Here is a 24,932-nt window from a genome sequence, read left to right as displayed (position 1 = left end):
CATTTTGCGGTTCCGAGGACATCGACCCCGGTCGGACATCTGGCTCCGACCGATCCAGCGGTGATCCGCGCGAACCGCCGAAATCGATCCCACAGGAGATGGACCGATGAGTGCCGAGACCTTCGACCTCACCGCACGCGACGAGACCTGGGTGAAGCGGGTGCTGCCCGTGCTCAAGCTCGTGGCCAAGACCTACTTCCGCTCCGAGGTCCGGGGCATGGACAAGGTGCCCGACGGCGGTGCCCTCCTCGTGTCCAACCACTCGGGCGGTCTGATGGCCTTCGACGTCCCGGTGATCAGCGTGGCCTTTGCCGACGAGTTCGGGGCGGACCGGCCGTTGTACACCCTGGCCCACGACCTCATCTTCACCGGATCGGGCAAACAGATCTTCGGAAAGGTCGGGTTCCTGCCGGCTCACCCGAAGAACGCGGTCGCCGCCCTGCGGTCCGGCGCGGCCACCATCGTGTTCCCCGGCGGGGAGTGGGAGGCGCTGCGGCCGAGCAGCCAGAGCGCGACGATCGACTTCCACGGTCGGACCGGGTACATCCGCACCGCACTCGAGGCGGGCGTCCCGATCGTCCCGATCGTCACCATCGGGGGCCAGGAGACGCAGCTGTTCCTCAACCGCGGTGACACGCTGGCCCGGATACTGCGGCTCGACAAGCTGATCCGCACCGACACCGCTCCGTTCGCGCTCGGCTTCCCGTTCGGTCTGACCGCGCACCTCCCGCCGAACATCCCGTTGCCGTCGAAGCTGGTCACCGAGGTTCTCGACCCGATCGACATCACCGCCGAGTTCGGCAACAACCCCGAACACGACGAGGTGGACCAGATGGTCCGCAAACGCATGCAGCACGCACTGGACGACCTCGCCCGCAAGCGCCGATTCCCGGTCATCGGCTGATCACCAGGAGACGACGATGATCTCGCAACTCCGCGATCGCGTCACCACACAGATGTGGCTCGTTCGCACCCTCGTCCGCAGCGGCTTTCTCGGTTCGCTTCGGGTCGATCGCTATGTCCGCATGGGGCTCAACCTCCGTCGGCACGGCGGTGCCTCGCCGGTGAGCGGGATCGGCCTCGCCGCGGCGCGCGATCCCGACGGACTCGCCCTCATCGACGAGGCGGGACAACTCACCTGGCGCGAGCTCGATGCCCGCTGTGACGCGCTCGCCGTCGGTCTGCGCGATCTACCCGGCACGACCGTCGGCACCGTCGCCATCCTTTGCCGCAACCACCGCGGTCTCATCGAGGCGCTCGCCGCGACGTCCCGGCTCGGTGCCGACGCGGTACTCCTCAACACCGGGTTCGCCGGACCCCAGCTCGCCGACGTCCTCGAACGTGAACAGGCAGACGTGCTCATCGCCGACGACGAGTTCGACACCGTCGTCGAGGCCGCGGCGCAACGACTTCCGGAACTGCGGCGCATCCGTGCATGGACGGAGTACGAGTCGTCGCAAGGTGTCACCGTCAACGGACTGATCGGCGCGAATCGCGGCGCGCGACCCGCGCGGCCCGATCGTGCCGGCCGGATCGTGTTGCTGACCTCGGGAACCACCGGAACGCCCAAGGGTGCGCGCCGAGGCGGAAGCACCGACGTGGCGTCCCTCGCCGCGATGCTCGACCGGATTCCCTGGCGCGCAGGCGAGTCCATCGTCATCGCGGCCCCGGTCTTCCACGCATGGGGTTTCGGGCAGGTGGCCATCGCGGCGACGATGACGTGCACTATGATCATGCGCCGTCGCTTCGATCCCGTGGCGACGCTCGACATGGTCCGCGACCACGGGGCCACCGGCCTCGCCGTGGTTCCGGTGATGCTCGAACGCATCACGGACCTCCCCGACGACGTCCTCGACGACCACCCGATGCCGACACTGCGCTTCGCCACCGCGAGCGGATCGCGGATGCGCTCCGACGCTCTCGTCGCATTCCTGGACCGGTACGGCGACGTGGTCTACAACAGCTACAACGCCACCGAGGCGGGTCTCATCACCACCGCCACCCCAACCGATCTGCGCACCGCGCCGGAGACCGCCGGGCGGCCGCTCGCGGGTACGAGTGTTCGCATCCTGGACGACGACGACCGCGAGGTCCCCGTCGGCGAGGTCGGGCGCATCGTGGTCGCGAACAACTCCGGGTTCGACGGTTACACCAGCTCGGACACCAAGGCATTCAGCGACGGACACATGGTGTCGGGCGATGTCGGCCGCTTCGACGAGAACGGGCTGCTGTTCGTCGTCGGCCGCGACGACGAGATGATCGTCTCCGGTGGGGAGAACGTGTATCCCCTCGAGGTCGAGTTGGTCATCGGGGCTCTCGACGAGGTGGTCGAGGTCGCGGTGACCGGGGTCGACGACGACAGGTTCGGCCAGCGTCTCGTCGCCCATGTGGTGCGAGCACCGGAGGCCGAGATCGGCGCCGAGGACATCCAGCGGCACGTGCGAGAACAGCTCGCCGGGTTCAAGGTCCCCCGCGACGTCCACTTCCTCGACGAACTGCCGCGCAATGCCACCGGCAAGATCCTCAAACGCGAACTCCCGTCCGCCCCGTCGACCGAACGAAAGGTGAGCTGAATCATGCACGCTGTCAAGCAGATCGACCGCTCCACCGGTGTTCTGGACGCCGAACGGATGTCCGGTCCCGACGCGCTGATGCTGAACATGGAATCGGCGTCGACCCCGATGCACACACTGAAGGTCGCGGTGCTCGACACCTCCCGTCGTGGCCGGCCCCTCGATCTCACCGAGATCGCCGACGTCCTGCCCGACTACCTCGGCATGTTCCCGCGCGCGACCCAGCGGCTCGCGTGGGCTCGCGGACACGGCGCCCGTCCCTTCTGGGTGCACGACAACGACTTCGACGTGCGCCGGCACCTGGACGAGCGTTCCGCCGCCGCACCGGGGGGACGTGCCGAGCTGGACGCGATCCTGTCCGAGCTCGCCGTCCGGCAACTCGATCGGAGTCGGCCGCTCTGGGGACTGACCCTCGTGCACGGTCTCGCCGGTGGGCGGCAGGCGGTCGTCGTCCGCGTCCATCACGCCGTCGCCGACGGTCTCGCCGCACTCAACACGTTCATGGCCGCGACCGCCGGTCCGGATGAGCGGGTCGAGCAGGCGCCGATCTCCGCGACCCGCATCGAGCACGACGACGACGAGCTCACGCGCGCAGCGCGTTCGGAATCCTGGCGTATGGTTCGTCGCCTGCCGTCGGCAGCGTCGGCACTGGCGCGTGCGGTTGTCGCGAAACGCCGGGCCGGCGATGCCGAACTCATCCCGAAACCCCTGACGGTCCGTCGGACGAGTTTCAACGCCCGCAGCGGCGCCGAACGCGTGTGTGCGTCCGGCGACATCCCGCTCGCCGCCGTCCAGCGACTCGCGCTGGCCACCGGAAACACCGTGAACGGGGCTCTGCACGGTGTCATCGCCGGTGCGATCCGGGCGGAACTCATCGCTCGCGGCGAGGAGCCGGGAGTGTCGGTCTCGATCTTCGGGGTATGCAAGGACCTGGCCTCCACCCGTGTGCACGGCAACGAGATCGCCACCGCGATGGCCTATCTCAGGTCGGATCTGGCCGACCCGATCGAGCGGATCGCGGCCACCGGTGAGAGCTGCGCGGCGACTGTTCGATGCCGGCGCGAGGTCGGCTTCGATCTCACCGACGCGCTGGCCACCTACACCGGACGGCTCGGCCCGACCTTCCGCGGTCTGGCCGCGAATCGCGCGCCGCTGGTGATGAACAACATCACCACCGCCAACATGCCGGGTCCGCGCACCACGCGGTGGGTCGGGGACATCGAGGTCGTCGACTGGATCTCGTTCGCGCTGGCCATCGCACCCGCCGACGTCAACCTCACCACCTACAGCTATGCCGGCAGGCTCAGCATGGGCCTCATCGCGACACCGGAGTCGATGCCCGACCCGGCCGGCTTCTTGCGGCGGGTGGCCGACGCGGTCGCCGAGGCCGCCGATGCGCTCGGACGGACGACCGCCGACGAGGACGAGAACAGTACCGCGATGGCGCAGGAGGCGAGTTGATCGACTGGGAGTCGGGAGCAGCACGACTGGGGTTGTTCGCGAAAGTGCTGCCCCGTGCGATCGGCAGTTCGCGTGCGGCCGGCCGCGGGGATCCCGCGACGGGCGTCCCGCCGGCGGACTGCGGTCCGCGGATGGTCGGGGAGACCGCCGTCGACGAGCTGTTCATCGCGGTCAACTCGGTGATCCGGGACATCCCGCCGATCGACTTCGTGGAAGACTGCGTCGACCGATGTGTCGGTGTCGCAGATGAACTGGCTGCCCTCGGTCCGTCGCGAGTCCACCTCGACCCCGGCCCACCCGGCATCGTCTCCCGCAACCGGAAGACCTTCGGGACCACCTCGTTCGATCACATCGACTACTCGGTGGCGGTGCCGCTCCCGGAATCGATCGCCGCGGCCGACCCCTACGCCGACGGGATCGCCTCGGTGCGGGTGCTGTCACGACGACGCGCCGGTCGCCGTTGGTTGATCTGGGTCCACGGGGCGGCTCAGGGTCGGGCCGACGATCTCTACGCGTTCCGCGCGGCCAACCTGTACAACAAGCTCGGTTACGACGTGGTCTTCCCCGTTCTTCCGGCCCACGGCTCGCGGCGAGTCGAGAAGGTGGCCTATCCGGGGTTCGATCCACTGGTCAACACCGTCATCACCATCCGGGCGATCGCCGAGATCCGTTCGCTCATCACGTGGATCGAGAGTCAGGAACCCGCCGACATCGCGATCGCGGGCACGTCGCTCGGCGGACCGATCGCCGCGATGGTCGCCTCGATGGACCCCCGTATCAGCTCGGTGCTCGCCGTCGTGCCGATGCTGGAGATGCATGCCACCCTGGCTCATCACATGGAGCGCGGCGGGTCCAAGGGGCGCCATCTCGCGTCGTTGATGCGGAGCGAGCCGGTTCGTGCGGTCTCGTCGGTCATCAACCCACTGTCCGTGGAGCCGGTTCCGACACCAGAACGCCGCATGGTGGTCGCGGCGCTCAACGACCGGGTGACCTCCGTGACCGCCGCCCAGCAGCTACACAATCACTGGGGTGGGAAAGTCCACTGGTACTCCGGTAGCCATGTCGGACACGCCATCTCGGGCAGTATCCGACAGGCCACCGACGAATTCTTCCGCGCCGCTCCGCCCCCGCGGTCCGACAGCGAACCGGGCCTCCGTTCGCTGATGTGAGGCAGCGCTGACCTCTTCTGCTCCCTAATCCGAAAGAACGCCCTGCCCCTGCTCAGGGAGCAGTAGTTGGGCTCGCACCTCAGGGGGGTGGGTTCGTTTCGCTCGCACCTCACGGGGTGCTGTGATACCCCAGTTCCTCCGCGCGTCGAACCAGTGCGAGATTGCGTTCCCAGGATGCGTCGACCGGGTCGTCGGGATGGTGTGCCGACGCCCAGGTGCCGTACACATTGGTCCACACCCCGAACCGGGGCCCGGTCACGAGTTCGCTCCCGTCGCGGGACGCTGCAGCCAGGAGTCGAGTTCGAAGTCTTCTTCGATGCTGCCCTGCTCGACCAGGAAAGCCTTGGTGCCGGTGAGCAATTCGACGGCGCGGGCCGGGAACGGCTCCTCGGAGTAGCCCTCGGGGTTGGCGGCGGCACGGACGGCGGCTTCGGGTGCCTTGGAGTTGCCGAGCTCGAACTGGAGGTACTCCTCCCAGTTCGCCTTCGCGTAGCGGACCGACGACGCGTGCAATTGCTGCCACGTCGCGGCGAAGTCCGGGTTCTTCTCCAGGAACTGGTCACTGCTGACCGTCACGCTGGTGCCGGCCAGATCGGGATGGTCCCGGTAGACCGAGTCGACCAGGTGAAATCCCTTGCCTTCGAAGGTCTGCAGCGCCACCGACGGGATGACGCCGGGCAGCGCCGCTCCGTCGATCTCACCGGAGTTCAACGGTGCCTCCTGATCGGCCGGATACAGGTGGATCAGGTTGGCGGTGATGCCCTGTTCGGCCAGTGCGCCTTGCAGATAGCGGTCGATGTAGGACCCCTTCGGCACACCGATGTTCTTGCCCGCCAGGTCGGCCAGCGAGCGGATCGACGGGTCTTTGGCCACCACGCCGGCATCGTTGTCGAACTGGTTGATCGACAGCAGGCGGGTTTGTAGTCCCGAGCCGCGGGCGACCAGCGCCGGGGTGTCACCGTAGCTCGCCACGTCGAGGCGTCCGCCGATGAGCGCTTGATTGAGATCGGGCCCGTTCGGGAAGTTGAAGACCTCGACGTTGTTGACACCGAGCGGGGCGAAGGCCTCGAGGAGTTCCCCGCGACTGTGGGCGAAGCCGACCGGACCGGCGATCACGTTGCTCGAGCCGATGACGCCGATCCGGAGTGTGTCGATGACCTCGCGCTGCGCCGACGACGCGTCGTCGGAACCGCACGCGGCCACCGCTGCGATTGCCACGCCCGCCGACAAGAGGGCGAGGGCGCGTCTGATCCGGCGCAGCGGTGATCCGAAAGATGATGTGGTGGGCATGATTTCTCTGTTCTGGCGATCTGAAGGGATGAACGGGGTGAGCCGGTCAGTCGGCGTGTTGCTCGACGAGCCGGGGTGGCGGGTCTCCATGCGGGATCGGGGGCCCGACCGCGGTGAGGCTTCCTGGTGCGCGCCCCTTGCCCCAGCCGAGCCGCTCCCGGTAGCTGCCGATCAGCTCGAGCGGCAACGATTCTCGGGTGCCGAGTGGGGACGACTCCGGGCTGACGTAGAGAGCGTCGGTGGGGCAGTACGCCTCGCACATGAAGCAGGTCTGGCAGTCGGACTGCCGTGCGATGACCGGTACGCCGTCGGGTCCGGTGTCGAAGACGTTGGTGGGACAGGCATTCACGCATTTGTCGCAGGCGATACACGCCGACGCGACGACGAGCTCGATCACGCGGGAATCCTGACGGCGAGCCGAGGGGCCGGGTCTGGCCGGCGGACAGCCGATCCGGGTGCGGCGACCCAGACATCGCCGAGTCCGCCGGTGCGGACGTGATCGCCCAGCGCCGGGTCGAGCTCGGGGTGGTCGGCGCGCTTGCTCATCCCGCGGGATTCGGTGCGGGCGAGTGCGGATCGGTAGATCCACCGTCCGACCGCGGTGATCGCAGCCGCCTCCCGCGCGCGGACGCGCCCCGCCGGTGTGCGGGCGCCGTAGGCCGGGCCGGAGACCTCATCCCACAGCGAGTCCAGGGCGTTCAGCGCCGGACCCATACGGTCGCCGTGACGCAGGTAGTTCTTCTCGAAGGGGATCAGTTCGCCCTGTGCGGCGGTCACCACCTCGTCGGGTGTGATCCCGCTCCGGGCGGAGTCCAATCCGACGGTGCCGGCGCCCGAGAGCCGATCGAGTGGGGATGCCCCGCCCGCGTCGCGGGCCGCTCGTGCCGCGGCAGTGCCTGCGAAACCGCCCGACGACATCGCCCAGGCGGAGTTGTGGCTGCCGCCGCCGGTGAAGCCACCGCAGATCCGCTCGCGGGTGGCGGCGTCGCCGGCCGCGTAGAGACCCGGGACGCCGGTCCAGCAGTCCGCGTCGACGATGTCGATGCCACCGGTTCCGCGAACGGTGCCCTCGGCGAGGAGATCGACCTCGAACCGGTCGGTGAACGGGTTGATGCCCCGGCGGTCGAACTGGAGGAAGAAGTTGGGTTGACCCTGGCGCATCTGTGCCGCCACTCGCTCATCGGCCCGGTCCAGCTGTGCGTAGACCTTCTCCTGCAGCAGAGTCCGTGCGATCACCGACCGCCCCTTCGTCGATCCCGCACCCTCGACGATGCGTCCGTCGGCGTGGAAGAAGGTGGCGTAGCCGTAGTACGCGGTCTTGGTCACCGTGGAGCCCTTCGGCACGATCGCGTACGCGTTGGCGAACTCCATCCCGGAGAACGAGGCACCCACCTCCGCCGCCATCAGTGCGCCGTCGCCGGTGTCGACGTTGCTGCCCAGTGCCTTGGACAGGAACGCACATCCGCCCGTCGCCACGACGACGGCGCCGGCCGAGATCCGGAAGTCCCGGCCTGTCTGCCGCTGGTGTCCGGCGGCGCCCCGCACGGCGCCCTGGCTGTCGGTGAGGAGTTGCAGGACAGGGGAGTGATCGAGGATCTGTACACCGCGGCGCCGGACCCACGCGCGCATGCGACGCATGTACTCCGGGCCCTGGACACCGGTGCGGATGGGCTCCCCGGTGTGCTCGTCGATCGGGAACGGGTAGCGACCCTCGGTGCCCAGCCGGTGCATGTTCGCGTAGGTCCTGTCGAGAACCCGGTCCATCCAGGCGTGGTCCGCGAGATACCCACCGAGCGCTTCGCGACTCGCCTTCGCCGCCGAGCGCTTGTCCGGGTCCGGGACGACGTACCAGACCCCGGTCCCGGCCGGGGCCGTCGTACCCGACGCACCGCAGTAACCCTTGTCCACGACGATCACCTCGGCTCCGGCGTCGCGAGCGTGGATGGCGGCCCAGGTCGCGGCGGGACCACCGCCGATCACCAGCACGTCCGTGGACAGGGTCAGTACGTCAGACATGGGTGAACTCCCGGCGTGTCGTTGTCGGTGTCGTTGTGGGGCCGGTGGATTCGGCGTCGGTTCCGCCGACGCCGAGCCCGGCGAGCAGTTGTGAACGGAGGGCGACGAATTCGGGATCGGTGACCTGGCGTGGGCGAGGTAGATCCACGACGATCTCCTGTGCGATCCGGCCGGCCCGCAGGATCAGCGCGCGATCCGCGAGCAGAAGGGCTTCCTCGACGTCGTGCGTCACCAGCAGTGTTGCCGGACGGTGCGCTTCCCACAACCGGGCCACCAGGCGTTGGGCATTGATCCGGGTCAGGGCGTCGAGCGCGCCGAACGGTTCGTCGAGCAACAGCAGGTCGGGCTCCCGGACGAGTGCGCGTGCCAGCGCGGTGCGCTGGGCCTCGCCACCCGAGAGCGTGGACGGCCAGGCGCCGGACTTGGCCGCCAGCCCCACCTCGTCGAGTGCGCGGAGCGCGCGGGCCTCGGTGTCACCGCCGCGCAGCCCGAGCGCGACGTTGCGCCACACCGACATCCAGGGCATGAGTCGGTGCTCCTGGAACACGATGGCCTTGGCCGAGGGTGCCTCGATCGTGCCGGTGAAACCGCGGTCGAGCCCGCCGATCCCCCGGAGAAGGGTGCTCTTCCCGGAACCACTCGCTCCGAGCAGCGCGACGAACTCGCCCCGGGCGATGGTCAGATCCACGCGGTCGAGAACCCGCCGGCCGTCGAACTCGCGCCCGGCGCCGAGGACGCGGACACCGTCGACTCGATCTGCGGACATTCCACTCACCTACCTTCGAATCCGTTGCGCCACGACAGGAACCGACGCTCGAGTATTCGCACGCCGATGTCGGTGAGCAGTCCGAGTACCGCGTAGATCACCAGGACCAGGAAGATCTGATCGGTGCGTAGGTACTCCTTGGCGTCGTTCATCAGGAAGCCCAGACCGACCGGGGTGGTCTGCATCTCCGCGACGACCAGGACGAGCCAACCGATGCCCAGCGCCTGTCGTAGCCCGACGAAGATCTGCGGTAGTGCGCCCGGCAGGACCACGTATCGCACGAGTTCGAAACGCGTCAGCTCCAGCGATTCGGCGGCTTCGATGAGCTTCTGGTCCACGCCCCGGATGCCGGCGAGGAAGTTGAGATAGATGGGGAAGATCGGGGCGACGATGATCAGGGCGATCTTGAACGAGTCGCCGATCCCGAACCAGATGATGAAGACCGGGACGAGGGCCACGGCGGGCATCATCCGCAGCACCTGGACCGGTGCGTTGACCAGGTCTTCGGCGACCTTGAAGAGGCCGGCGGCCGCGCCGAGCACCGCGCCGATGGCGATCCCGATCGCCAGTCCGATCGCGACGCGCCGCCCCGACGCGGCCAGATGGGTCCAGAGTTCACCGGTGCTGATCAGTTCCCAGCCCGCCTCGACCACCTCGGTGGGTGCGGGGGTGGTCGCGCCGAGCCATCCCCGCGCGCCGACCTGCCAGATGACGACGACCAGGATCAGGCCGATGGACTGACGGAGCGTGCGTGTGGCGGCGTGACGGGAGAGCCGTCGCCGACGTACTCGGGCCGCCGGGCCGTCGGACGGCACGTCGACGGGCCCGGCCGCGGACGGGGCGGGGGCGACACCGACCGGTGTCGTGAGTTCTAGAGTCATCGAAATCCGCCTGGGAGAGGGCTGGCAGGACTTCTGGGACGCTACTGAGAACTCGACTCCACCGGCACCGTTGGAGTCATGGTGATTTTCAAACCGCCGCGCGCCGAGACGATTCGGCGGACGGTCAGTTCGGGATCAGGTCCGGATTGGCGTCGGCGAGCAGCTCGTCACGGTCCTCGGCGAGGACGAATCCGCCCGCGATGGCGGCGTCGGCGGCGTTCCGGTAGTGCTTCTCGTATTCGTCGCGCGTTCCGTACCGGGCCGCCAACGCGTCGGCGGGGACGGGGAATGTCGTGCCGAACAGCAGGCAGATGCGGGAGACGGGGTCGGCGACGATCCCGCTGAGGACCTGGGTCGGTGCGTCGACGCACGGCGTCCGGACCCCGCCCCGGACGTTGCCGATGTCGTCCAGCTCGAACACGGGGTCGGCGCCGTCGATGTCCCGGAGGGCCAGCGGGTCGGCTGCCGGCGGCGGATCGCCACCGTCGGCCCAGGATCGCAGGTGCCGCAACGCAGCCCGCAGGACGAAACGCTGCTGACCCCGGTTGACGGGGTCGGGGCAGCCGAGGAACTCCTCGAAGTCGCCGACCTGGTGCAGGTCGGCGTGGGACGTGCCCGCCATTTCCCACACGCGTAACCGGTCGGAATCCGGTTGCCGCGCAGTGTGATAACGGAAGTTGGTCAGGACGTCGGTCTCGGTCTGCACCACGAACACCGGTGCGTCGAGGTCGGCGCGGATCGTGGTGGGCTCGCGCCCGAAGACGGTCGCCACGTCGATGCCCGAACCGACCTCGCCTGCGGGCAACCCGGCGGCCGCGCGGCTGTGGATGAGGTATCCGTCGAACGGCGCCGCATCCGGGCCGATGGCGTTCACGTAGGTCGTCAGGGCCATCGCCGACTGTGATTCGCCGATCGCGAGCACGGTGGCGACCGTCAGGCCCGCGAGGGGATGGTCGGCCCCAGCGGTGTCCCGGGCGGCCCGTCCGATCGAGCTGAAGATGTCGTAACAGTACGCATCACCAGGATGGTGGAGTCCGGCATACCGTTCCGGGTCCTTGGCGGCGAGACTCTGCGGCGCACCGGTCGCGACGCCGACCGAGCCCGTGCCGCCCTCCACTCCGACGAACTGGGCCGAGACCCCGATCCAGGCGTGCCCGGAACGGACCAGTTCAGCAGCCACATAGGAGTATTCGGGGGCGGCGTCGGCGCCACTGCTGACGTTCAGCCACTCGACGACAACGCAGCCGCTGAACGTCGCGGGCTCCGCTGGGCGTCGGACGACGACCCGGGTCGTGAACTCGGCGGCGGGCGCGGGCGGGTCCCCGACGATCTTCTCGGCCACCCCCGACGCCGCGTACTCGATGTCGGTGTATCCGGCCGCGGCGAGGTCGGGGAGGGGAGAGGCGCTGAGCAACGAACACCCGTCGCCGCCCTGTAGGACTCGAAACCGCATAGGTCGACTCACTTCTTCTTCCGGTGCTGCTTGATCACCTCACCGAACATGAAGTGCATCTTGGTGCCCTGCGGCCAGCCTACGTAGTAGCAGAGGAAGAGGCTGATCTCCTCGAGCTGCTCTGGGGTGAGCTCTCCGTTCCCGAGTGCGGCACCGGCCTGGATCTCGGCGACGTCGATGTTGTTGCTCGCGGCGAGCGCGCCGAGCAGGAGCAGCCGACGATCACGGTTGGACAGACCGTCTCGCGCCCACACATTGCCGAACACCTGGTCGGCGGTGTGTGCGAAGTAGTCGCCCGGGCCGTCGCTCACCTCCCAGCCGTAGACCTCTGACATCTTGGCGAGGCCGCGCTTGCGTGCCTCGTCGGGTGTGTCGTCGGAGATGTTGGAACGGGTCATGCTGGTTCTCCTTCGAGGTGGGGGACACCGAGCCCGGTGGCCAGGTTCCGCAACGCGAGCTGCCCGAGGGGCAGGTCGACGCCGAGTTCCTCACCGAGTGCGAGTGCGAGCGTCAGGTCCTTCTCGCCCAGGGTACGGACGCCGGCGAGGATTCCGTACCAGGGATCGTCGCGCTCGACGGGAGCGGTGGTGTCGCGCAACATGATCGCCCCGGCCCCACCGGTCACGGCGTCGGAGTGCCGGACCACCTTGCCGAGCTTGGTGATGTCGATGCCGGCGGCCTCGGCCAGTCGCGCGGCCTCGGTGGTCGCGGTGAACGAGATGAAGTGGAGGAGGTTGCGCGCCAGCTTCATCCGGGTACCCGCGCCGACCTCGGGCCCCGCGTGGACCAGCATGTCGGCGGTCAGCGCGAACGGTTCCTTCAGCTTCTCGTACGCGTCCCGCGGTCCACCGACCATGATCGCGAGGCGGCCCGACGCCGCGCCCATCGCACCACCGGAGATCGGTGCGTCGAGCAGTGTCACCTCGCGCGCCGCGCACAGATCCGCCAGTTCGACGGCGGTCTCCGGCGCGATGGTCGAGTGGACGGTGATGACGGTGCCCGGGCGAGCTGCCGACAGCAGGCCGTCCGGACCCGCGACCACGGTTCGGACCTGCGCGTCGTCGAGCACGCAGATGCCGATGATGTCGGCCGACGCGGCGAGATCGGCGAGCGATTCCGCAGCGGTGGCGCCCTTCTCCACGACCTTCGCGACGGCGTCGGACGACAGGTCGAACACCGTCAGCCCACCCGCCCAGGCGGCGAGGCTCCCGGCCATCGGCCCACCGATGTTGCCGAGTCCGACATACCCCAGACGGATGGGGGACGACTCGCTCATGAGCGGATGACCTGGCCGCCGTCGACGTTGAAGATCTGCCCGGTGATCCACCCGGCTTCGTCGGACAGCAGGAACAGGCACATTCCGACGAGATCCTCGGGAGTGCCGAAACGCTTCAGCGGCAGCCGGTCCACGATGTCGGCGACCATCTCCTTGGGCGTCGTGCTCCGGGTCGCCTCGGTGTCGATGGGTCCCGGGGCGATCGCGTTGACACGGATGTTCTGCCCGCCGAGCTCGGTGGCGAGCTGCTGGGTCAGCCCGTTGACGCCGACCTTGGCCAGCCCGTAGAAGCCGCTGTACAGCCATGCGGCGGTCGAGGACTGGTTGACGATGGCGCCGCCGCCGTTGGTCATGTGCGGGTAGACCGCCCGGGTCACGTTGAGTGCACCATCGAGGTTCACGCTCATGAACTTCTTGTAATAGTCCCAGGGCACCGTGATGAGGAAGTCGAGTTTCATCCCGCCGTAGATCGCGGCGTTGTTCACCAGACCGTCGATCGAACCGTAGGCGTCGACGGTGGCGGCGGCGAGCGCCTTCGCCGAATCCTCTTCCGCGACATCGGTGCTGACGTACAGTCCGCCGATGTCGGCCGCGACCTGCTTGCCCTTCTCGTCGGCGAGGTCGGCGACCACGACGTTCGCGCCCTCCGCGGCGAGGGCACGCGCATAGGCCTCGCCGATCCCGCCGGCGGCGCCGGTGACGATGATGGTCTTGTTCTCGAAACGCTTAGAACTCATTGTCCTGCTTTCTGTGTGGATGATGTGCTGGCCCTTCGTGGCTCGCTTCGCTCGCACCTCAGGGGGCGGGGGCAACGGCTCGGTTTGTCGCACCTCAGGGGGCGGTCGAATCTGCTCCCTGAGGTGCGAGGAGCGATCGCGCGAGGCTTTTGCTCCCTGAGGTGCGAGGAGCGATAGCGCGAGGCTTTTGCTCCCTGAGGTGCGAGGAGCGATAGCCGCCGGGCCGAGCAAGCGACGAAGGAGCGCGTCGAGGTCGACGAGCCTCGAAGGGTCACGCCGGGCGGGCGACGGCCTTGGTCTCCAGGTACTCCTCGAAACCGGCGACACCCATCTCGCGGCCGATGCCCGACTGTTTGAAACCGCCGAACGGGACGTCGGCGGAATACCAGATGCCGCCGTTGACGCCCATCGTTCCGGTACGAACTCCGTTGACGACCTTGTTGATCCGGTCCTCATCGGTCCCGTAGACCATGCCGGACAACCCGTACGGCGAGTCGTTGGCGATGCGGATCGCGTCGTCGTCGCCGTCGTGGGGGATGATCACGAGCACCGGGCCGAAGATCTCTTCCTGCGCCACTCGCGCCGAGTTGTCCAGACCCGAGATCAGGGTCGGTTCGACGAAGAATCCGGCGGGCCTGTCGGCGGGACGGCCGCCGCCGATCTCGATCGTGCCGCCCTCACTGGTGGCGAGTTCGATGTAGGACTCGATGCGCTGGCGCTGCCGGGCCGAGATGACCGGTCCGCAGATGGTGCCGCCGTCGGTCGGGTCCCCGGCGGGCAGGCCGGCCATCGCGTCGCGGGTGGCCGTGATCGCCTCATCGAGGCTGCCGCGCGGCACCACGAGACGCGTCGTGATCGCGCACCCCTGGCCGGCATGGGTGACGACGTTGAACGCGGCCATGGCGCAGGCGGATCCGATGTCGGCGTCGTCGAGGACGATGAAGGCCGACTTGCCGCCCAGCTCCAGGAACACCTTCTTCAGCGACTCGGAGGCGGCCGCCATCACCTTCTTGCCCGTCGCGGTGGAGCCGGTGAACGAGACCAGGTCGACGCGAGGGTCGGTGCTGAGCTGGGCGCCGAGCTGATGGTCGGTCGAGGTGACGATGTTGAGGACGCCCGGCGGGAAGTCCGTCTCCTCGGCGACCACCTTGCCGACGAGCGCCGCACACCACGGGGTGTCGGGCGCGGGCTTGAGCACCACCGTGCACCCGGCGGCGAGGGCGGGTCCGATCTTGGCGAAGTTGATCTGGTGCGGGAAGTTCCACGGGGTGATCGCGCCGACGACGCCGACCGCCTCCGAGCGCAGCTCACGGTGGTTCTTCAGTCCCATGGGTTTCGCGGTGCCGAGGTCGCGAGTCCACTCATAGCTCTCGGCGAGGTCGGCGAAGTAGCCCAGATCGGTGACGGGTCCCTCGAACTGCGGGCCGTGGGTGAGGAACGACGGGCATCCCACCTCGGCGATGGTGAGCTCGCGGAGCTCGTCGCCGTGGGCGAGCAGTGCGTCGCGCAGCTGACGCAGGCAGCGAGCGCGGAAGGCGTGATCGCGCGACCAGTCGGTGGTGTCGAAGGCGGTGCGCGCCGCCGTGATGGCGGCATCCATGTCGGCCGCGGTGGCGTCGGCCGCCTGCCCGATGACCTCCTCGGTCGCGGGATTGACGACGTCGAAGACGCCACCGCTCCCGGGGGTGAGCTTGCCGTCGATCAACAGATCCGACGCGGATTCGGGGCGAAGAGGCATGAGCTGGAACTCCATCTGGACAGGTGTCTGGACTCGCGTTCAAACCTAGTGTAGCGTGGCTCACATGTCCAGTCCCGTGTCTCAGGAATCCACCCGCCGCAGGCTGACCCAGCAGCAGGCGGAGACGGTCACACGCCTCACCGATGCCGCGGTCGACGTGCTGAACGCCGAGGGTTTCGACGGTCTGACCGTGCGGTCGGTGGCCAAGATCGCCGGGGTCGCGCCGGCTACCGCCTACACCTACTTCTCGTCGAAGAGTCACCTCGTCGCCGAGGTGTTCTGGCGTCGCCTCTCGGCCGGGGTGCTCGAACCGGATCCCGGTGCACCGCGGAGTGAGCGCGTCGCGCAGGTGCTTCGGGAGGTCGCGCTGGTCGTGGCCGGCGAGGGGCAGCTGGGTGGTGCGGTCACGGTGGCCCTGCTGGGCAGTGACCCTGACGTCGAACACCTGCGCGTGCGAATCGGCGCATTCATCCGGCGTCGTCTCGCCGCCGCCCTCGAAGAGGACCCGGAGAACCCGGGCCCGCTGCTCGACGCCCTGGAGATGATCTACTCCGGCGGCCTGGTCTACGCCGGTATGGGGCACATGACCTACGAGCAGACCTCCGAACGTCTTGTCGCAGCCGCACATCTACTGATGGAGAAGTGATGACCGAAACGACGGCGGTGTCGGGGATGGAGCACGAGCTCCCCTTCGACCCGTATGCCTATGGTTTCCACGAGGATCCCTACCCGACCTATTCCCGTCTCCGCGCGGAGGCGCCGGTCTACTACCACGGCGGGATGAACTTCTGGGCCCTCGCCGGACACGCCGACGTCCGTGCCGCATTCCGTGACACACAACGACTCTCGAACAGCTGGGGCGTGTCGATGGACCCCTCGGCGTACGGTCCCGACGCGCACAAGTCGATGTCGTTCCTCGCCATGGACGACCCCAAGCACATGCGTATCCGCAAACTCGTCTCCAAGGGCTTCACGCCTCGCCGCGTCAACGAACTCACCGGCCGGATCACCGCCCTCACCCATCAGCATTGGAGCAGATGTCTCGACAAGGGCGAGTTCGACTTCGTGCACGACTTCGCCGCCCTGCTCCCGATGGACGTCGTGTCCGAACTGCTGGGAGTGCCCGAAGCCGATCGCACCCGGCTGCGCCACCAGTCCGACCTGCTGTTGCATCGCGAGGACGGCGACCTCGACCTTCCCGAGGCGGCGGTGTACGCGTACATCGAACTGCACAAGTACTATTCGGAGCTCATCGCCGACCGTCGCAAGAACCCCGGCGAGGATCTGGTCTCGGCCCTCATCGCGGCCGAGATCGACGACGACGAGACCGGTGAGAAGACGAAGCTCACCGAGGACGAGATCGTCGGGTTCATGGTTCTGATGGTGGTGGCGGGCAACGAGACCACCACCAAACTGCTTGCCAACGCCCTGTATTGGGGCTGGCGCAATCCGGACGAGCTCGCCAAGGTCTTCGCCGACCCGGAAGTCGTCGTCCCGGACTGGACCGAGGAGACGCTGCGCTACGACAACTCGACGCAGATCGTCGTGCGGCGGGTGATCGAGGATGCCCCTTATGGCGACTTCGTGATCCCGGCGGGCGACCGTGTACTCCTGCTCGTCGGTTCGGCGAACCGCGACGTCGAGGTGTTCGGCGCCGACGCCGACCGGTACGAGATCGGCCGCGACTGCGCCCAGTCCCTGATGAGTTTCGGCCTGGGCGCCCACTTCTGCCTCGGGGCGCACCTCGCGCGCCTCGAGGCCAACATCGGCCTGACCGAAGTGATCAAGTCGATCCGGGCAGTGGAGATCGATGCCGACAAGGCGGTACGGGTCCACTCGGTGAACGTGCGCGGCTTCGCCGAGCTCCCGGTGAAGGTGACGGTGCGCTGATGGCTTTCCGTCCCCATCCCGAGCGCCGACCGGTCCTCGTCGCGGGCGCGTCGTCGGGAATCGGCGCCGCCACGGCCGAATTCCTCTCCGCCGCGGGCCATCCCGTCGCCCTGGCCGCCCGCCGGTTGGAGAAGCTACAGGAACTCGCCGACAAGATCACGGCCGCCGGCGGCGAAGCCGTCGCGGTACCGTTGGACGTCACCGACGAGCAATCGGTGTTGGATTGCGTGGCGAAGGCCGAGGCGGCGCTGGGGCCGCTGGAGATCGTCGTCGCCGGCGCCGGTGATCTCGCAGTCGGTCTCTCCTACGAGACCGGCACCGATCATTTCGCCGATCAGATCAACATCCACCTCACCGGCGCGTACCGTATCTACCGCGCCGTGATCGGCGGCATGATCGACCGTGCGCGAGGCGATTTCGTGTTCATCGGGTCCGATGTCGCCATCCACCCCCGGCCGTGGTCGTCGGCCTACGTAGCCGCGAAGTCCGGTATCGACGGACTGGTCGCGACCATCCAGCTCGAACTCGAGGGGACCGGTGTGCGGGCCGGGGTCGTCCGTCCCGGACAGACCCTCACGGGCATGGGGATGAACCTCGACCCGAAGACGACCGAGAACATGCTCAACGACTGGATCACACACGGTCTGGCCCGCCACGGCAATTTCCTCTCGCCCGAACACATCGCACAGGCCGTCGCGGCCATGGTGACCATGCCGCGCGGAGCGCACATGCGGTCGGTCGAGGTGGAGGCCGAAGGCGCGGTCAGCGACAAGAAACGACAGGCAGTACAGGAGAAGGGGACGGATGGATGACCGCCATCACCGAATCAGGCCTGAAACAACCGAATCGCGTCTCGGGTGGCGAGGGCGAACACGGACATCTCGACGAACTCGCCACCGACCCGATCTCGCTGTTCTGGCGCGTCCGTGAGGAATGCGGTGACGTCGGCATGTTCCAGCTCGCCGACCGCGAGGTGGTGCTCGTCTCGGGATCGGCGGCGAGCGAGGAGTTCTTCCGCGCCCCCGAGGAGGACCTCGACCAGGCCGCCGCCTACCCTTTCATGACACCGGTCTTCGGCGAGGGCGTCGTGTTCGACACCAGTCCCGAGGAACGATCCAAGGCGATCCACAACTCGGCGCTCAAGGGCGCACACATGAAGCAGCACGCGGTGACCATTCCCAACGAGGTCGAACGGATCATCGCCGAGTGGGGCGACGAGGGCGAGATCGATCTGCTGGACTTCTTCGCCGAGCTGACCCTCTACACGTCGTCGTCGTGCCTCATCGGGCGGAAGTTCCGGGAGCGGCTCAACGGGCACATCGCCCACCTGTTCCACGATCTCGAGAAGGGCACGGACCCGATCGCCTACGTTGACTACAACGCCGACATCGAGAGCTTCCGCAAGCGCGACGAGGCCCGGGCCGAACTGGTCGAGTTCATCCAGGGCGTGATGGACGAACGGATCGCGAATCCGACCGAGGACAAGGAAGATCGCGACCTGATGGACGTCCTCGTCCAGGTCGGCTTCGACGCCAACACCATCACCGGCATGTTCATCTCGATGATGTTCGCGGGCCACCACACGACGTCGGGCACCGCCGCGTGGACCCTCATCGAACTGCTGCGCAACCCCGACTACATGCAACGCGTGTACGAGGAGCTCGACGAGATCTACGGCGAGACCCCGCCCGGCGAGCGCCCGGAATACACCTTTGCGCACACCCGTCAGATGCCACAGCTCGAGAACGCGCTCAAAGAAGCGCTGCGGCTGCACCCGCCGCTCATCATCCTCATGCGCGTGGTGCAGAACGACTTTCACGTCGAGGACTTCGAGGTGAAGGCCGGGCAGTCGATCGCCGTCTCGCCGGCGATCTCCAACCGGCTGCCCGAGGACTTCCCCGAGGCGGACACCTTCGACCCCGACCGTTACGACAAACCGCGGCAGGAGGATCTGGTCAATCGCTGGACCTGGATCCCCTTCGGCGCCGGTCGTCACCGTTGCGTCGGTGCGCAATTCGCGATCATGCAACTGAAGGCCATCTTCTCGGTGCTCTTCCAGAACTACGAGTTCGAGATGTTGCAGCCGCCGGAGAGCTACCGCAACGACCACTCGAAGATGGTGGTCCAGCTGCAGCAACCCTGCCGCGTCGCTTACCGCAAGCGTCAGGACGCGTGATGCGCGTCGAGGTGGACCTGGACCTCTGCCAGGGACATGGGATGTGTGAGCTCGAGGCGCCCGAGGTCTTCGCCGCGCACACCGATCATGTGGAGATCCTCGACGCGACCCCCGACGAATCCCAGCGCGCCGAGGTCGAGGCCGGCGTGCACTACTGCCCGACTCAGGCCCTTCGGATCATCGAGGACTGAGCTCCGACCACGTCGCCCACGCAATACCCGAACGATCGAATAAAGGTGAAACACATGTCTTTTGACCGTGCCGAACTCGACGAGATGAAGGAGCGGTGGCTCGCCGCCAACATCGAGGCCGAAAAGGCGGGGGACTGGAAGCCCCTGGCCGACTTCTACACCGAGGATGCCACCTACGGGTGGAACTACGGCCCCAACAAGGATTTCATGGCCGTCGGCCGCGAGGAGATCCGCGAGCTCGCCCTCGGACAGGAGATGGAGGGTCTGCAGGGGTGGGAGTACCCGTACCAGGCGTGGGTCATCGATGACCAGACCGGCGACATGATCGGACTGTGGAAGCAGATCTACGAGGGCACACGCGACGACGGCAGCCACTACGCCCTCGAGGGCATCCAGGGTAGCTGGTTCAAGTACGGAGGAAACTTCCAGTTCCGTTGGCAGCGTGACTTCTTCGACTACGGCAACGTCTCGGCTCTCTTCATCGAAATGATGAAGAACAACGCGATGAGTGAGCCGATGCTCAAGCGTGTGGAGAAGTCGGCGCCGGGTGATCTGCCGGGTTGGTACGACTTCGGCAAGGCCCCGGTCGCGTTCTGGTGAACTGACATGACTTCCACAGCCCCGACCTACCAAGGTCTGAGTCAGGATCAGCTCGCCGTGCTCGTACCGGAACTGCTGCTGTCGGGTCAGATGATCGACCGCAGCGGCATGGCGCATCTCATCAGCGCCTTCGGCAGGGACGTGATGGGCAAGGTCGCCATCGAGGAGTGGATGGCCGCGAGTCCGGTCTACACGCATCGCATGCGTACGGCCCTGGGTATCGACGGCGACGGTGTCGAGGACATGTTCAAGTGTCTGCAACTCGACATCGGTGCGCCACCCCAGTTCATGGACTTCCGATACCGCATCGACGACGAGTACCACGGGTCGTTCGTGCTCGATCACTGCGGCGCGCTGCTCGACGTCGAACCCCTCGGCGACGACTACGTGACAACCATGTGCCACGACATCGAGGACCCCACCTTCGATGCGACGGCGATCGCGACCAACCGGCGCGCACGAATCCGTCCGGTTCATCGCCCCCCGCGTCGACCGGTCGATCGCACGCCGCACTGTGAGTGGACGGTCACGATCGAACCGGATCGAGACGAGCTGCCGCTCCCACCGGATTCGGTCGACATGTTCGAGACGAGGGCCGGTCAACTCGTCCTGTCGGCCATCGACACCACGGAGACCGACGGCTGGGTCGACTACCGCGGCCCGCTCGTCGAGGATCTGCAGTTCGCGGAGTGGTCGACGTCGGCTCTGGTGCGGGTCGCCGAAGAGGTTGCGCTGCAACACCAGTTGCTGTCGCTGGGCTTCCTCGTCAGCCTGCGCAGGTATGCCGAGAGCGAGGCGCAGACCACCGAGATCTTCCGCAAGCAGCTGATCGGCATCGCCGGACTCGCTGCCGACCGGATTCGCGTCGCGCTCGATCTGTCCGCCGACGCCGCAGGTCTCGCCCAGGTACTGGCACTGCATCCGTGTTTCGGTCCGACCCAGTACACGGGACTCACCGCAGAGGCCGACGGGGACACGGTCACCGTCCGAATCCCCCGGGAGTCCTATGCGATGACCGACGGCGGTTGGACGTCGATACTCGATGTCGACCACGTCGAACCGTTGCAGGCGGCGGCGACCGCCGTCGATCCGTATCTCGTCGTCGCGGACGCGACCGAGGCCGACGGCGATCTCGTCGTCCGGATCACCAAGGCGGACACGCCGCAGAAGGAGTACGGTGAGGTGGCCGTCGCACGCTTCAGCGGGGGCGCGAGTTTCGAATTCGTCGACCGCGGGCGGTCGATCCCGATCACGCCGGTGGGCAGCTCGGCGTGACGTCGGGCGGCGGTTGGTCACCTGGCGGCGCGGGACTGGGGGGCCGGGTCGCCGTTGTCGCAGGCGCGACCCGCGGTATCGGACTGGCCGTCTCGTATGCGCTGGCCGGACAGGGAGTCTCGGTCGTCGTCAACGGTCGCGACGGACAGGCCGTCGACGACACCGTCGCCGAGATCCGCGGCGGCGGCGGATATGCCGTGGGCGTTCGCGGGTCCGCGGGTGACGACGGAGTGGCGCAGGCGATGGTCGAGGCGGCGCTGGCGGAGTTCGGTGCCCTCGACATCGCCATCAACTGCGCCGGCATCGCCGAACCTCCCGGTTCGACGGTGCTGACGATCGCTTCCGACGAGTTCCGCGAGCAGATCGACGCCCACCTGATGAGCGCCTTCCATCTCCTACAGGCCGCGGGGAGGGTGTTCGTCGAACAAGGATCGGGGTCGGTCGTGCTCACGGGTTCGGCGGCCTCGCTCGGAATGTTCGGTGGCAGCGGCTATCCCGCGGCGAAGGGCGGCGTCAACGCACTCGCCCTCGCCGCGGCCGCGGACCTCCGGGATCATCACGTACGCGTCAACGTGGTGATGCCGGGAGCGAAGTCGAGGTTGTCCTCCGGCGACGACTACGTCGCCCACATCGAAGGACTCCATCGTCGCGGAATCCTCGACGACCCCACGCGCGACGCGGCGCTCGATCCCGCCCCGCCCGAGTACGTCGCCCCGCTGTACGTGTTCCTGGCCAGTGACGCGGCCGAGCACATCACCGGCGAGATCTTCAGCGCTGCCGGTGGATTCATCGGCCGGTTCGAGTCGCAGCAGGCGAGTTTCGTCGCTTACCGCGATCACAAGGGCACCTCGCCCTACAGCCTCGACGAACTCGCCGGCATCCTGGCCGGGCCTTCCGGTCCCTGAGATCGATCGCGTTCGTCCTCCCTGAGAAGCGTGCGGAGCTTGCGGAGGGCCACCCCTCTGCTCCCTGAGGTGCGAGCGAAGCGAGCCACGAAGGGCTCGCAAGGTGCCCCACCAGGCCCTTCGTGGCTCGTCGCTATCGCTCCTCGCACCTCAGAGACCAGTGCTTTTGCGGTTCTTGGGGATTGGGGAGCAGGGCGGGTTGACTCGCCCGCTGACCGAGCTCGTCGAGGTCACCAAGTGGCTTCGACTCGGCGCCTCGCTTCGCTCGGTGCCGGCTCAACCAGCGAGGTGGTGGTGTCGGCTCAACCAGCGCGGCGGGCGGCGCGTCGTTCGAGCCAGAAGCGGGCACCGTCGGCGATGGCCTCGGTCACCGGACGTGGATGCCATCCGAGGTCGCGTTCGGCCTTGCCGTGGTCCATCTCGGACATGAAGTGCATCAACCGGACCGAGGGGATCGTCAACTGCACCGGCTTGCGCGTCAGCGCCCCACGGGCGGAACCCACCGCCCCGAAGGTGTACAGCGCAGCGCGGTTGAGAACGACGCGCGGGGGCTGACGATCCGCGGTCGCGGCGGCGATGGCCACGATCTCACCGGTGTCGATGGACCGCTCGGAGACGATGTAGCGTTCGCCGACCTCGCCGCGGTCCGCCGCGAGGAGCAGCGCCTGCGCGGCGTCGTCGATGCCGACCGACTCGGCGCGACAGCCGCGGACGGTGAACGGTAACTTGCCCAGCGCCGCACCGGCAACGAATGCGCCGTGGGGAGTTGGTTGCCAGTCGCCGGGTCCGTAGGTGTTGGCGACGCACATCGCGACGGCGGGTACCGCGTCGTCCTGCGCTCGACGCAGCACCAGGTCCTCGGCGGCCACGCGACTGCGCACATAGGCGGGAGCCCGCGCGGCCCAGTTGAACACATCGTCCTCCGTCGCCCGACGGCTGTTCACCCGCCCGATGGTCGCCGCGGTGCTGGTGAACACGAACTTCCGCAGTGGCATCCGGGCTGCGACGTCCAGCACCGAACGCAGGGCCTCGACGTTCGTCCGGTACAGCGGTGCCGGATCGCGCAACCACGCGCGCGTGTCGACCGCGCAGTGGAACACCACGTCGCAACCGGTCATCGCCCGCGCGACGGCGTCGGCGTCGAAGAGTTCGCCCGTCACGTGATCGACGCCGAGACCGGCCAGGGTCCGGAGGTCACTCGTGGGCCGGGTGAACACCCGCACCTCCACGCCCGCGTCCACGAGCTGCCGAACGAGATGAGAACCGAGAAACCCGTTGCCCCCGATAACCAGTGACGGCACGGTTCACAACCCTCCGGGTGCGAGATCGTCGATCGCGGCTGCGCTGCGGGACAGCATCGCATCGAACATCGCATTGCCGCGCTCGGTGGGTTGTGCAGCAGCGGAGCCGAACACGATGATCAGCGGCGCCTGGATCAGGTTGCCGACGTAGTCGTCCCAGCAGTCGTCGAGCGTGTAGTCGCCGACGCCCGCGGTGACCAGCGCCCGATGATACGAGGCGACGATGCCGCGCTCGTGCCGGCGCCGGTCGGCGGTGGTCAGACTGGTACTCAGCAGGAAGGCGATGTCGCGCAGCGGGTTACCGGTGGTGATCGTCTGCCAGTCGATCACCGTGACCTCACCGGACGGGCCGAACAGGACGTTGTCGACCCGGAGATCGCCGTGGATCAGGGTGGCATTGTCCAGCGGGGCGACCAGCCAGTGGCCGGCCTCACGGACGAGCCAATCGACCGCTGCCGATGACGGACCGATAGGGGAGAAGCGCTCGCGATAGACCTCGGCCATCGGCGCGAGGATCGACTCCATCACTTCCCGGTCGGCGTCGGTGGGCAACGGCATCTCGGCCAGCAGGGTCGGATCGTTCCACCGGGGAGCGTGCAGACCGGCAGTCGCCACGGCTACCGCCTCGGCCTGCGCGGGTGTGCAGCCGGCGATCTGATCGCCCTGCACGGCCGCGCCCATGTCCTCCAGCAGGAGTACGAACTCGGTGCCGCGGTCGGAGATGGTCGCGGCGAAGCAGTCTGGCATCGGCACCGTGAACGACCCGGCGAGGTCGCGGTAGAAGCGCACCTCGTTGCGGAACACCCCCGATCCGAACTCGCGCTGGTCCGGTGAGCCGGTCGCGAGCTTCGCGATCATGGTGTCGGGCAACGTCGCTGGGCTGTCGTGCGCGAGGTGGAGGCGATAGGAACCCGCCATCTGCCCGGTTCCCACCGGTTCGGCACCGACCGACTCTACGCTGACGTCGTGACCGTGAGAGCGGAGGAATGAGGTCAACCACGTCGGGGTGAGTTCGTCTATGCAAGTCGGGATTCCGACGGTGTCCGGCACGGGCACGCCCTTTCGATCGAGCTGCGCGGGCCGGGCCGATGTGACCGGGCTCACCCAGGCTGCTGATCGGACACTACCGAGGAATTGGACTGGTGTCCAGGGAACCGGCGCGGCGGTGTGCAGCGGTGCGGGTCCGGCCGCGCAGGGCGACCTCGCGATCAGCAAATCCATTCCGCCACACGAA

Annotated in this window: 25 protein-coding genes; 12 read left to right on the top strand and 13 right to left on the bottom strand. The window is 67.7% G+C overall.

Annotated elements, in window-relative coordinates; genetic code table 11:
* The first annotated feature begins 106 nt into the window (after positions 1–106).
* From AS181_RS15270 to AS181_RS15255, 4 genes are read left to right on the top strand one after another with little or no spacing between them, the layout of a single operon-like run.
* Positions 107–904 (top strand): lysophospholipid acyltransferase family protein, encoded by a 798-nt coding sequence (locus AS181_RS15270; RefSeq protein ID WP_058252413.1) that lies wholly within the window; start codon positions 107–109, stop codon positions 902–904.
* 16 nt (positions 905–920) lie between these two features.
* On the top strand, positions 921–2,573 hold the full coding sequence (locus AS181_RS15265) for an AMP-binding protein (protein WP_058252412.1): 1,653 nt from the start codon (positions 921–923) through the stop codon (positions 2,571–2,573).
* A 3-nt stretch (positions 2,574–2,576) separates the two neighbouring features.
* Positions 2,577–4,034, top strand: a complete 1,458-nt coding sequence (locus tag AS181_RS15260) for a wax ester/triacylglycerol synthase domain-containing protein (RefSeq protein WP_058252411.1) — start codon at positions 2,577–2,579, stop codon at positions 4,032–4,034.
* Positions 4,031–5,203, top strand: a complete 1,173-nt coding sequence (locus AS181_RS15255; protein WP_058252410.1) for an alpha/beta hydrolase family protein — start codon at positions 4,031–4,033, stop codon at positions 5,201–5,203. Before AS181_RS15260 ends, AS181_RS15255 begins: the two co-directional genes overlap by 4 nt.
* 109 nt (positions 5,204–5,312) lie before the next feature.
* On the opposite strand, the gene AS181_RS24960 is transcribed toward AS181_RS15255, so the two are convergent.
* The 11 genes from AS181_RS24960 to AS181_RS15205 all read right to left on the bottom strand — a co-directional run bounded on the left by AS181_RS24960 (position 5,313) and on the right by AS181_RS15205 (position 15,360).
* Entirely contained in the window at positions 5,313–5,462 is a 150-nt protein-coding gene (locus AS181_RS24960; RefSeq protein WP_231742467.1) for a hypothetical protein, read from the bottom strand.
* Positions 5,459–6,493: an ABC transporter substrate-binding protein gene (locus tag AS181_RS15250; RefSeq protein WP_058252409.1), complete on the bottom strand. Its 1,035-nt coding sequence runs from the start codon at positions 6,491–6,493 to the stop codon at positions 5,459–5,461. The genes AS181_RS24960 and AS181_RS15250 overlap by 4 nt, the downstream gene beginning before the upstream one ends.
* A gap of 46 nt (positions 6,494–6,539) precedes the next feature.
* Positions 6,540–6,890 carry a 4Fe-4S dicluster domain-containing protein gene (locus tag AS181_RS15245; protein WP_058252408.1) on the bottom strand — a complete coding sequence of 117 codons (351 nt, stop codon included), beginning with the start codon at positions 6,888–6,890 and terminating at the stop codon, positions 6,540–6,542.
* Positions 6,887–8,509 (bottom strand): FAD-dependent oxidoreductase, encoded by a 1,623-nt coding sequence (locus AS181_RS15240; RefSeq protein ID WP_058252407.1) that lies wholly within the window; start codon positions 8,507–8,509, stop codon positions 6,887–6,889. The genes AS181_RS15245 and AS181_RS15240 overlap by 4 nt, the downstream gene beginning before the upstream one ends.
* A complete protein-coding gene (locus AS181_RS15235; protein ID WP_058252406.1) occupies positions 8,502–9,275 on the bottom strand; it encodes an ABC transporter ATP-binding protein in 774 nt (257 codons plus the stop codon). Before AS181_RS15235 ends, AS181_RS15240 begins: the two co-directional genes overlap by 8 nt.
* A 5-nt stretch (positions 9,276–9,280) precedes the next feature.
* Entirely contained in the window at positions 9,281–10,156 is an 876-nt protein-coding gene (locus tag AS181_RS15230; protein ID WP_058252405.1) for an ABC transporter permease, read from the bottom strand.
* Between the two features lie 124 nt (positions 10,157–10,280).
* Positions 10,281–11,609: an alpha/beta hydrolase domain-containing protein gene (locus AS181_RS15225; protein ID WP_058252404.1), complete on the bottom strand. Its 1,329-nt coding sequence runs from the start codon at positions 11,607–11,609 to the stop codon at positions 10,281–10,283.
* 8 nt (positions 11,610–11,617) lie between these two features.
* A complete protein-coding gene (locus AS181_RS15220; protein WP_058252403.1) occupies positions 11,618–12,007 on the bottom strand; it encodes a carboxymuconolactone decarboxylase family protein in 390 nt (129 codons plus the stop codon).
* On the bottom strand, positions 12,004–12,885 hold the full coding sequence (locus AS181_RS15215) for an NAD(P)-dependent oxidoreductase (protein WP_058252402.1): 882 nt from the start codon (positions 12,883–12,885) through the stop codon (positions 12,004–12,006). Before AS181_RS15215 ends, AS181_RS15220 begins: the two co-directional genes overlap by 4 nt.
* Positions 12,882–13,622 (bottom strand): SDR family oxidoreductase, encoded by a 741-nt coding sequence (locus AS181_RS15210; protein WP_058252401.1) that lies wholly within the window; start codon positions 13,620–13,622, stop codon positions 12,882–12,884. Before AS181_RS15210 ends, AS181_RS15215 begins: the two co-directional genes overlap by 4 nt.
* A gap of 271 nt (positions 13,623–13,893) precedes the next feature.
* The gene (locus AS181_RS15205) at positions 13,894–15,360 is read right to left on the bottom strand and encodes an aldehyde dehydrogenase (protein WP_058252442.1); all 1,467 of its coding nucleotides are present in this window, start codon (positions 15,358–15,360) and stop codon (positions 13,894–13,896) included.
* A 64-nt stretch (positions 15,361–15,424) separates the two neighbouring features.
* On the opposite strand from AS181_RS15205, the gene AS181_RS15200 reads away from it, so the two are divergent.
* The 8 genes from AS181_RS15200 to AS181_RS15165 are packed head-to-tail and all read left to right on the top strand — an operon-like array spanning position 15,425 to position 22,397.
* The gene (locus AS181_RS15200) at positions 15,425–16,006 is read left to right on the top strand and encodes a TetR/AcrR family transcriptional regulator (protein ID WP_033206302.1); all 582 of its coding nucleotides are present in this window, start codon (positions 15,425–15,427) and stop codon (positions 16,004–16,006) included.
* On the top strand, positions 16,006–17,250 hold the full coding sequence (locus tag AS181_RS15195) for a cytochrome P450 (protein ID WP_058252400.1): 1,245 nt from the start codon (positions 16,006–16,008) through the stop codon (positions 17,248–17,250). The genes AS181_RS15200 and AS181_RS15195 overlap by 1 nt, the downstream gene beginning before the upstream one ends.
* Complete coding sequence (locus AS181_RS15190) at positions 17,250–18,062, top strand: SDR family oxidoreductase (RefSeq protein ID WP_058252399.1); 813 nt, start codon at positions 17,250–17,252, stop codon at positions 18,060–18,062. Before AS181_RS15195 ends, AS181_RS15190 begins: the two co-directional genes overlap by 1 nt.
* Entirely contained in the window at positions 18,059–19,426 is a 1,368-nt protein-coding gene (locus tag AS181_RS15185) for a cytochrome P450 (RefSeq protein ID WP_058252398.1), read from the top strand. The genes AS181_RS15190 and AS181_RS15185 overlap by 4 nt, the downstream gene beginning before the upstream one ends.
* Positions 19,426–19,617, top strand: a complete 192-nt coding sequence (locus AS181_RS15180) for a ferredoxin (protein WP_058252397.1) — start codon at positions 19,426–19,428, stop codon at positions 19,615–19,617. The genes AS181_RS15185 and AS181_RS15180 overlap by 1 nt, the downstream gene beginning before the upstream one ends.
* Before the next feature lie 54 nt (positions 19,618–19,671).
* A complete protein-coding gene (locus AS181_RS15175; protein WP_058252396.1) occupies positions 19,672–20,217 on the top strand; it encodes a hypothetical protein in 546 nt (181 codons plus the stop codon).
* Between the two features lie 6 nt (positions 20,218–20,223).
* The gene (locus tag AS181_RS15170) at positions 20,224–21,492 is read left to right on the top strand and encodes a hypothetical protein (RefSeq protein WP_058252395.1); all 1,269 of its coding nucleotides are present in this window, start codon (positions 20,224–20,226) and stop codon (positions 21,490–21,492) included.
* The gene (locus AS181_RS15165) at positions 21,489–22,397 is read left to right on the top strand and encodes an SDR family NAD(P)-dependent oxidoreductase (protein ID WP_058252394.1); all 909 of its coding nucleotides are present in this window, start codon (positions 21,489–21,491) and stop codon (positions 22,395–22,397) included. Before AS181_RS15170 ends, AS181_RS15165 begins: the two co-directional genes overlap by 4 nt.
* A gap of 302 nt (positions 22,398–22,699) precedes the next feature.
* Here the strand turns inward: AS181_RS15165 and AS181_RS15160 are convergent, their stop codons facing one another.
* A complete protein-coding gene (locus tag AS181_RS15160; RefSeq protein WP_058252393.1) occupies positions 22,700–23,698 on the bottom strand; it encodes an NAD-dependent epimerase/dehydratase family protein in 999 nt (332 codons plus the stop codon).
* A gap of 3 nt (positions 23,699–23,701) precedes the next feature.
* Positions 23,702–24,754, bottom strand: a complete 1,053-nt coding sequence (locus tag AS181_RS15155) for a phosphotransferase family protein (protein ID WP_416259069.1) — start codon at positions 24,752–24,754, stop codon at positions 23,702–23,704.
* Positions 24,755–24,932: the final 178 nt, after the last annotated feature.

This window comes from Gordonia sp. SGD-V-85 (genome assembly GCF_001456905.1).
Classification (GTDB): domain Bacteria; phylum Actinomycetota; class Actinomycetes; order Mycobacteriales; family Mycobacteriaceae; genus Gordonia; species Gordonia hongkongensis.
Note: the sequence above shows the minus strand (reverse complement) of the source record. Positions and strands in the feature narration are given on the sequence as shown.

What these genes read in the sequence shown, in the direction of transcription:
- AS181_RS15260 (WP_058252411.1), top strand. Translation starts at nt 2,577, where the DNA reads ATGCACGCTGTCAAGCAGATCGACCGCTCCACCGGTGTTCTGGACGCC.
- AS181_RS15210 (WP_058252401.1), bottom strand. Translation starts at nt 13,622, where the DNA reads ATGAGTTCTAAGCGTTTCGAGAACAAGACCATCATCGTCACCGGCGCC.
- AS181_RS15250 (WP_058252409.1), bottom strand. Translation starts at nt 6,493, where the DNA reads ATGCCCACCACATCATCTTTCGGATCACCGCTGCGCCGGATCAGACGC.
- AS181_RS15195 (WP_058252400.1), top strand. Translation starts at nt 16,006, where the DNA reads ATGACCGAAACGACGGCGGTGTCGGGGATGGAGCACGAGCTCCCCTTC.
- AS181_RS15270 (WP_058252413.1), top strand. Translation starts at nt 107, where the DNA reads ATGAGTGCCGAGACCTTCGACCTCACCGCACGCGACGAGACCTGGGTG.
- AS181_RS15230 (WP_058252405.1), bottom strand. Translation starts at nt 10,156, where the DNA reads ATGACTCTAGAACTCACGACACCGGTCGGTGTCGCCCCCGCCCCGTCC.
- AS181_RS15225 (WP_058252404.1), bottom strand. Translation starts at nt 11,609, where the DNA reads ATGCGGTTTCGAGTCCTACAGGGCGGCGACGGGTGTTCGTTGCTCAGC.
- AS181_RS15185 (WP_058252398.1), top strand. Translation starts at nt 18,059, where the DNA reads ATGACCGCCATCACCGAATCAGGCCTGAAACAACCGAATCGCGTCTCG.
- AS181_RS15220 (WP_058252403.1), bottom strand. Translation starts at nt 12,007, where the DNA reads ATGACCCGTTCCAACATCTCCGACGACACACCCGACGAGGCACGCAAG.
- AS181_RS15175 (WP_058252396.1), top strand. Translation starts at nt 19,672, where the DNA reads ATGTCTTTTGACCGTGCCGAACTCGACGAGATGAAGGAGCGGTGGCTC.
- AS181_RS15190 (WP_058252399.1), top strand. Translation starts at nt 17,250, where the DNA reads ATGGCTTTCCGTCCCCATCCCGAGCGCCGACCGGTCCTCGTCGCGGGC.
- AS181_RS15265 (WP_058252412.1), top strand. Translation starts at nt 921, where the DNA reads ATGATCTCGCAACTCCGCGATCGCGTCACCACACAGATGTGGCTCGTT.
- AS181_RS15205 (WP_058252442.1), bottom strand. Translation starts at nt 15,360, where the DNA reads ATGCCTCTTCGCCCCGAATCCGCGTCGGATCTGTTGATCGACGGCAAG.
- AS181_RS15170 (WP_058252395.1), top strand. Translation starts at nt 20,224, where the DNA reads ATGACTTCCACAGCCCCGACCTACCAAGGTCTGAGTCAGGATCAGCTC.
- AS181_RS15215 (WP_058252402.1), bottom strand. Translation starts at nt 12,885, where the DNA reads ATGAGCGAGTCGTCCCCCATCCGTCTGGGGTATGTCGGACTCGGCAAC.
- AS181_RS15235 (WP_058252406.1), bottom strand. Translation starts at nt 9,275, where the DNA reads ATGTCCGCAGATCGAGTCGACGGTGTCCGCGTCCTCGGCGCCGGGCGC.
- AS181_RS15200 (WP_033206302.1), top strand. Translation starts at nt 15,425, where the DNA reads ATGTCCAGTCCCGTGTCTCAGGAATCCACCCGCCGCAGGCTGACCCAG.
- AS181_RS15240 (WP_058252407.1), bottom strand. Translation starts at nt 8,509, where the DNA reads ATGTCTGACGTACTGACCCTGTCCACGGACGTGCTGGTGATCGGCGGT.
- AS181_RS15180 (WP_058252397.1), top strand. Translation starts at nt 19,426, where the DNA reads ATGCGCGTCGAGGTGGACCTGGACCTCTGCCAGGGACATGGGATGTGT.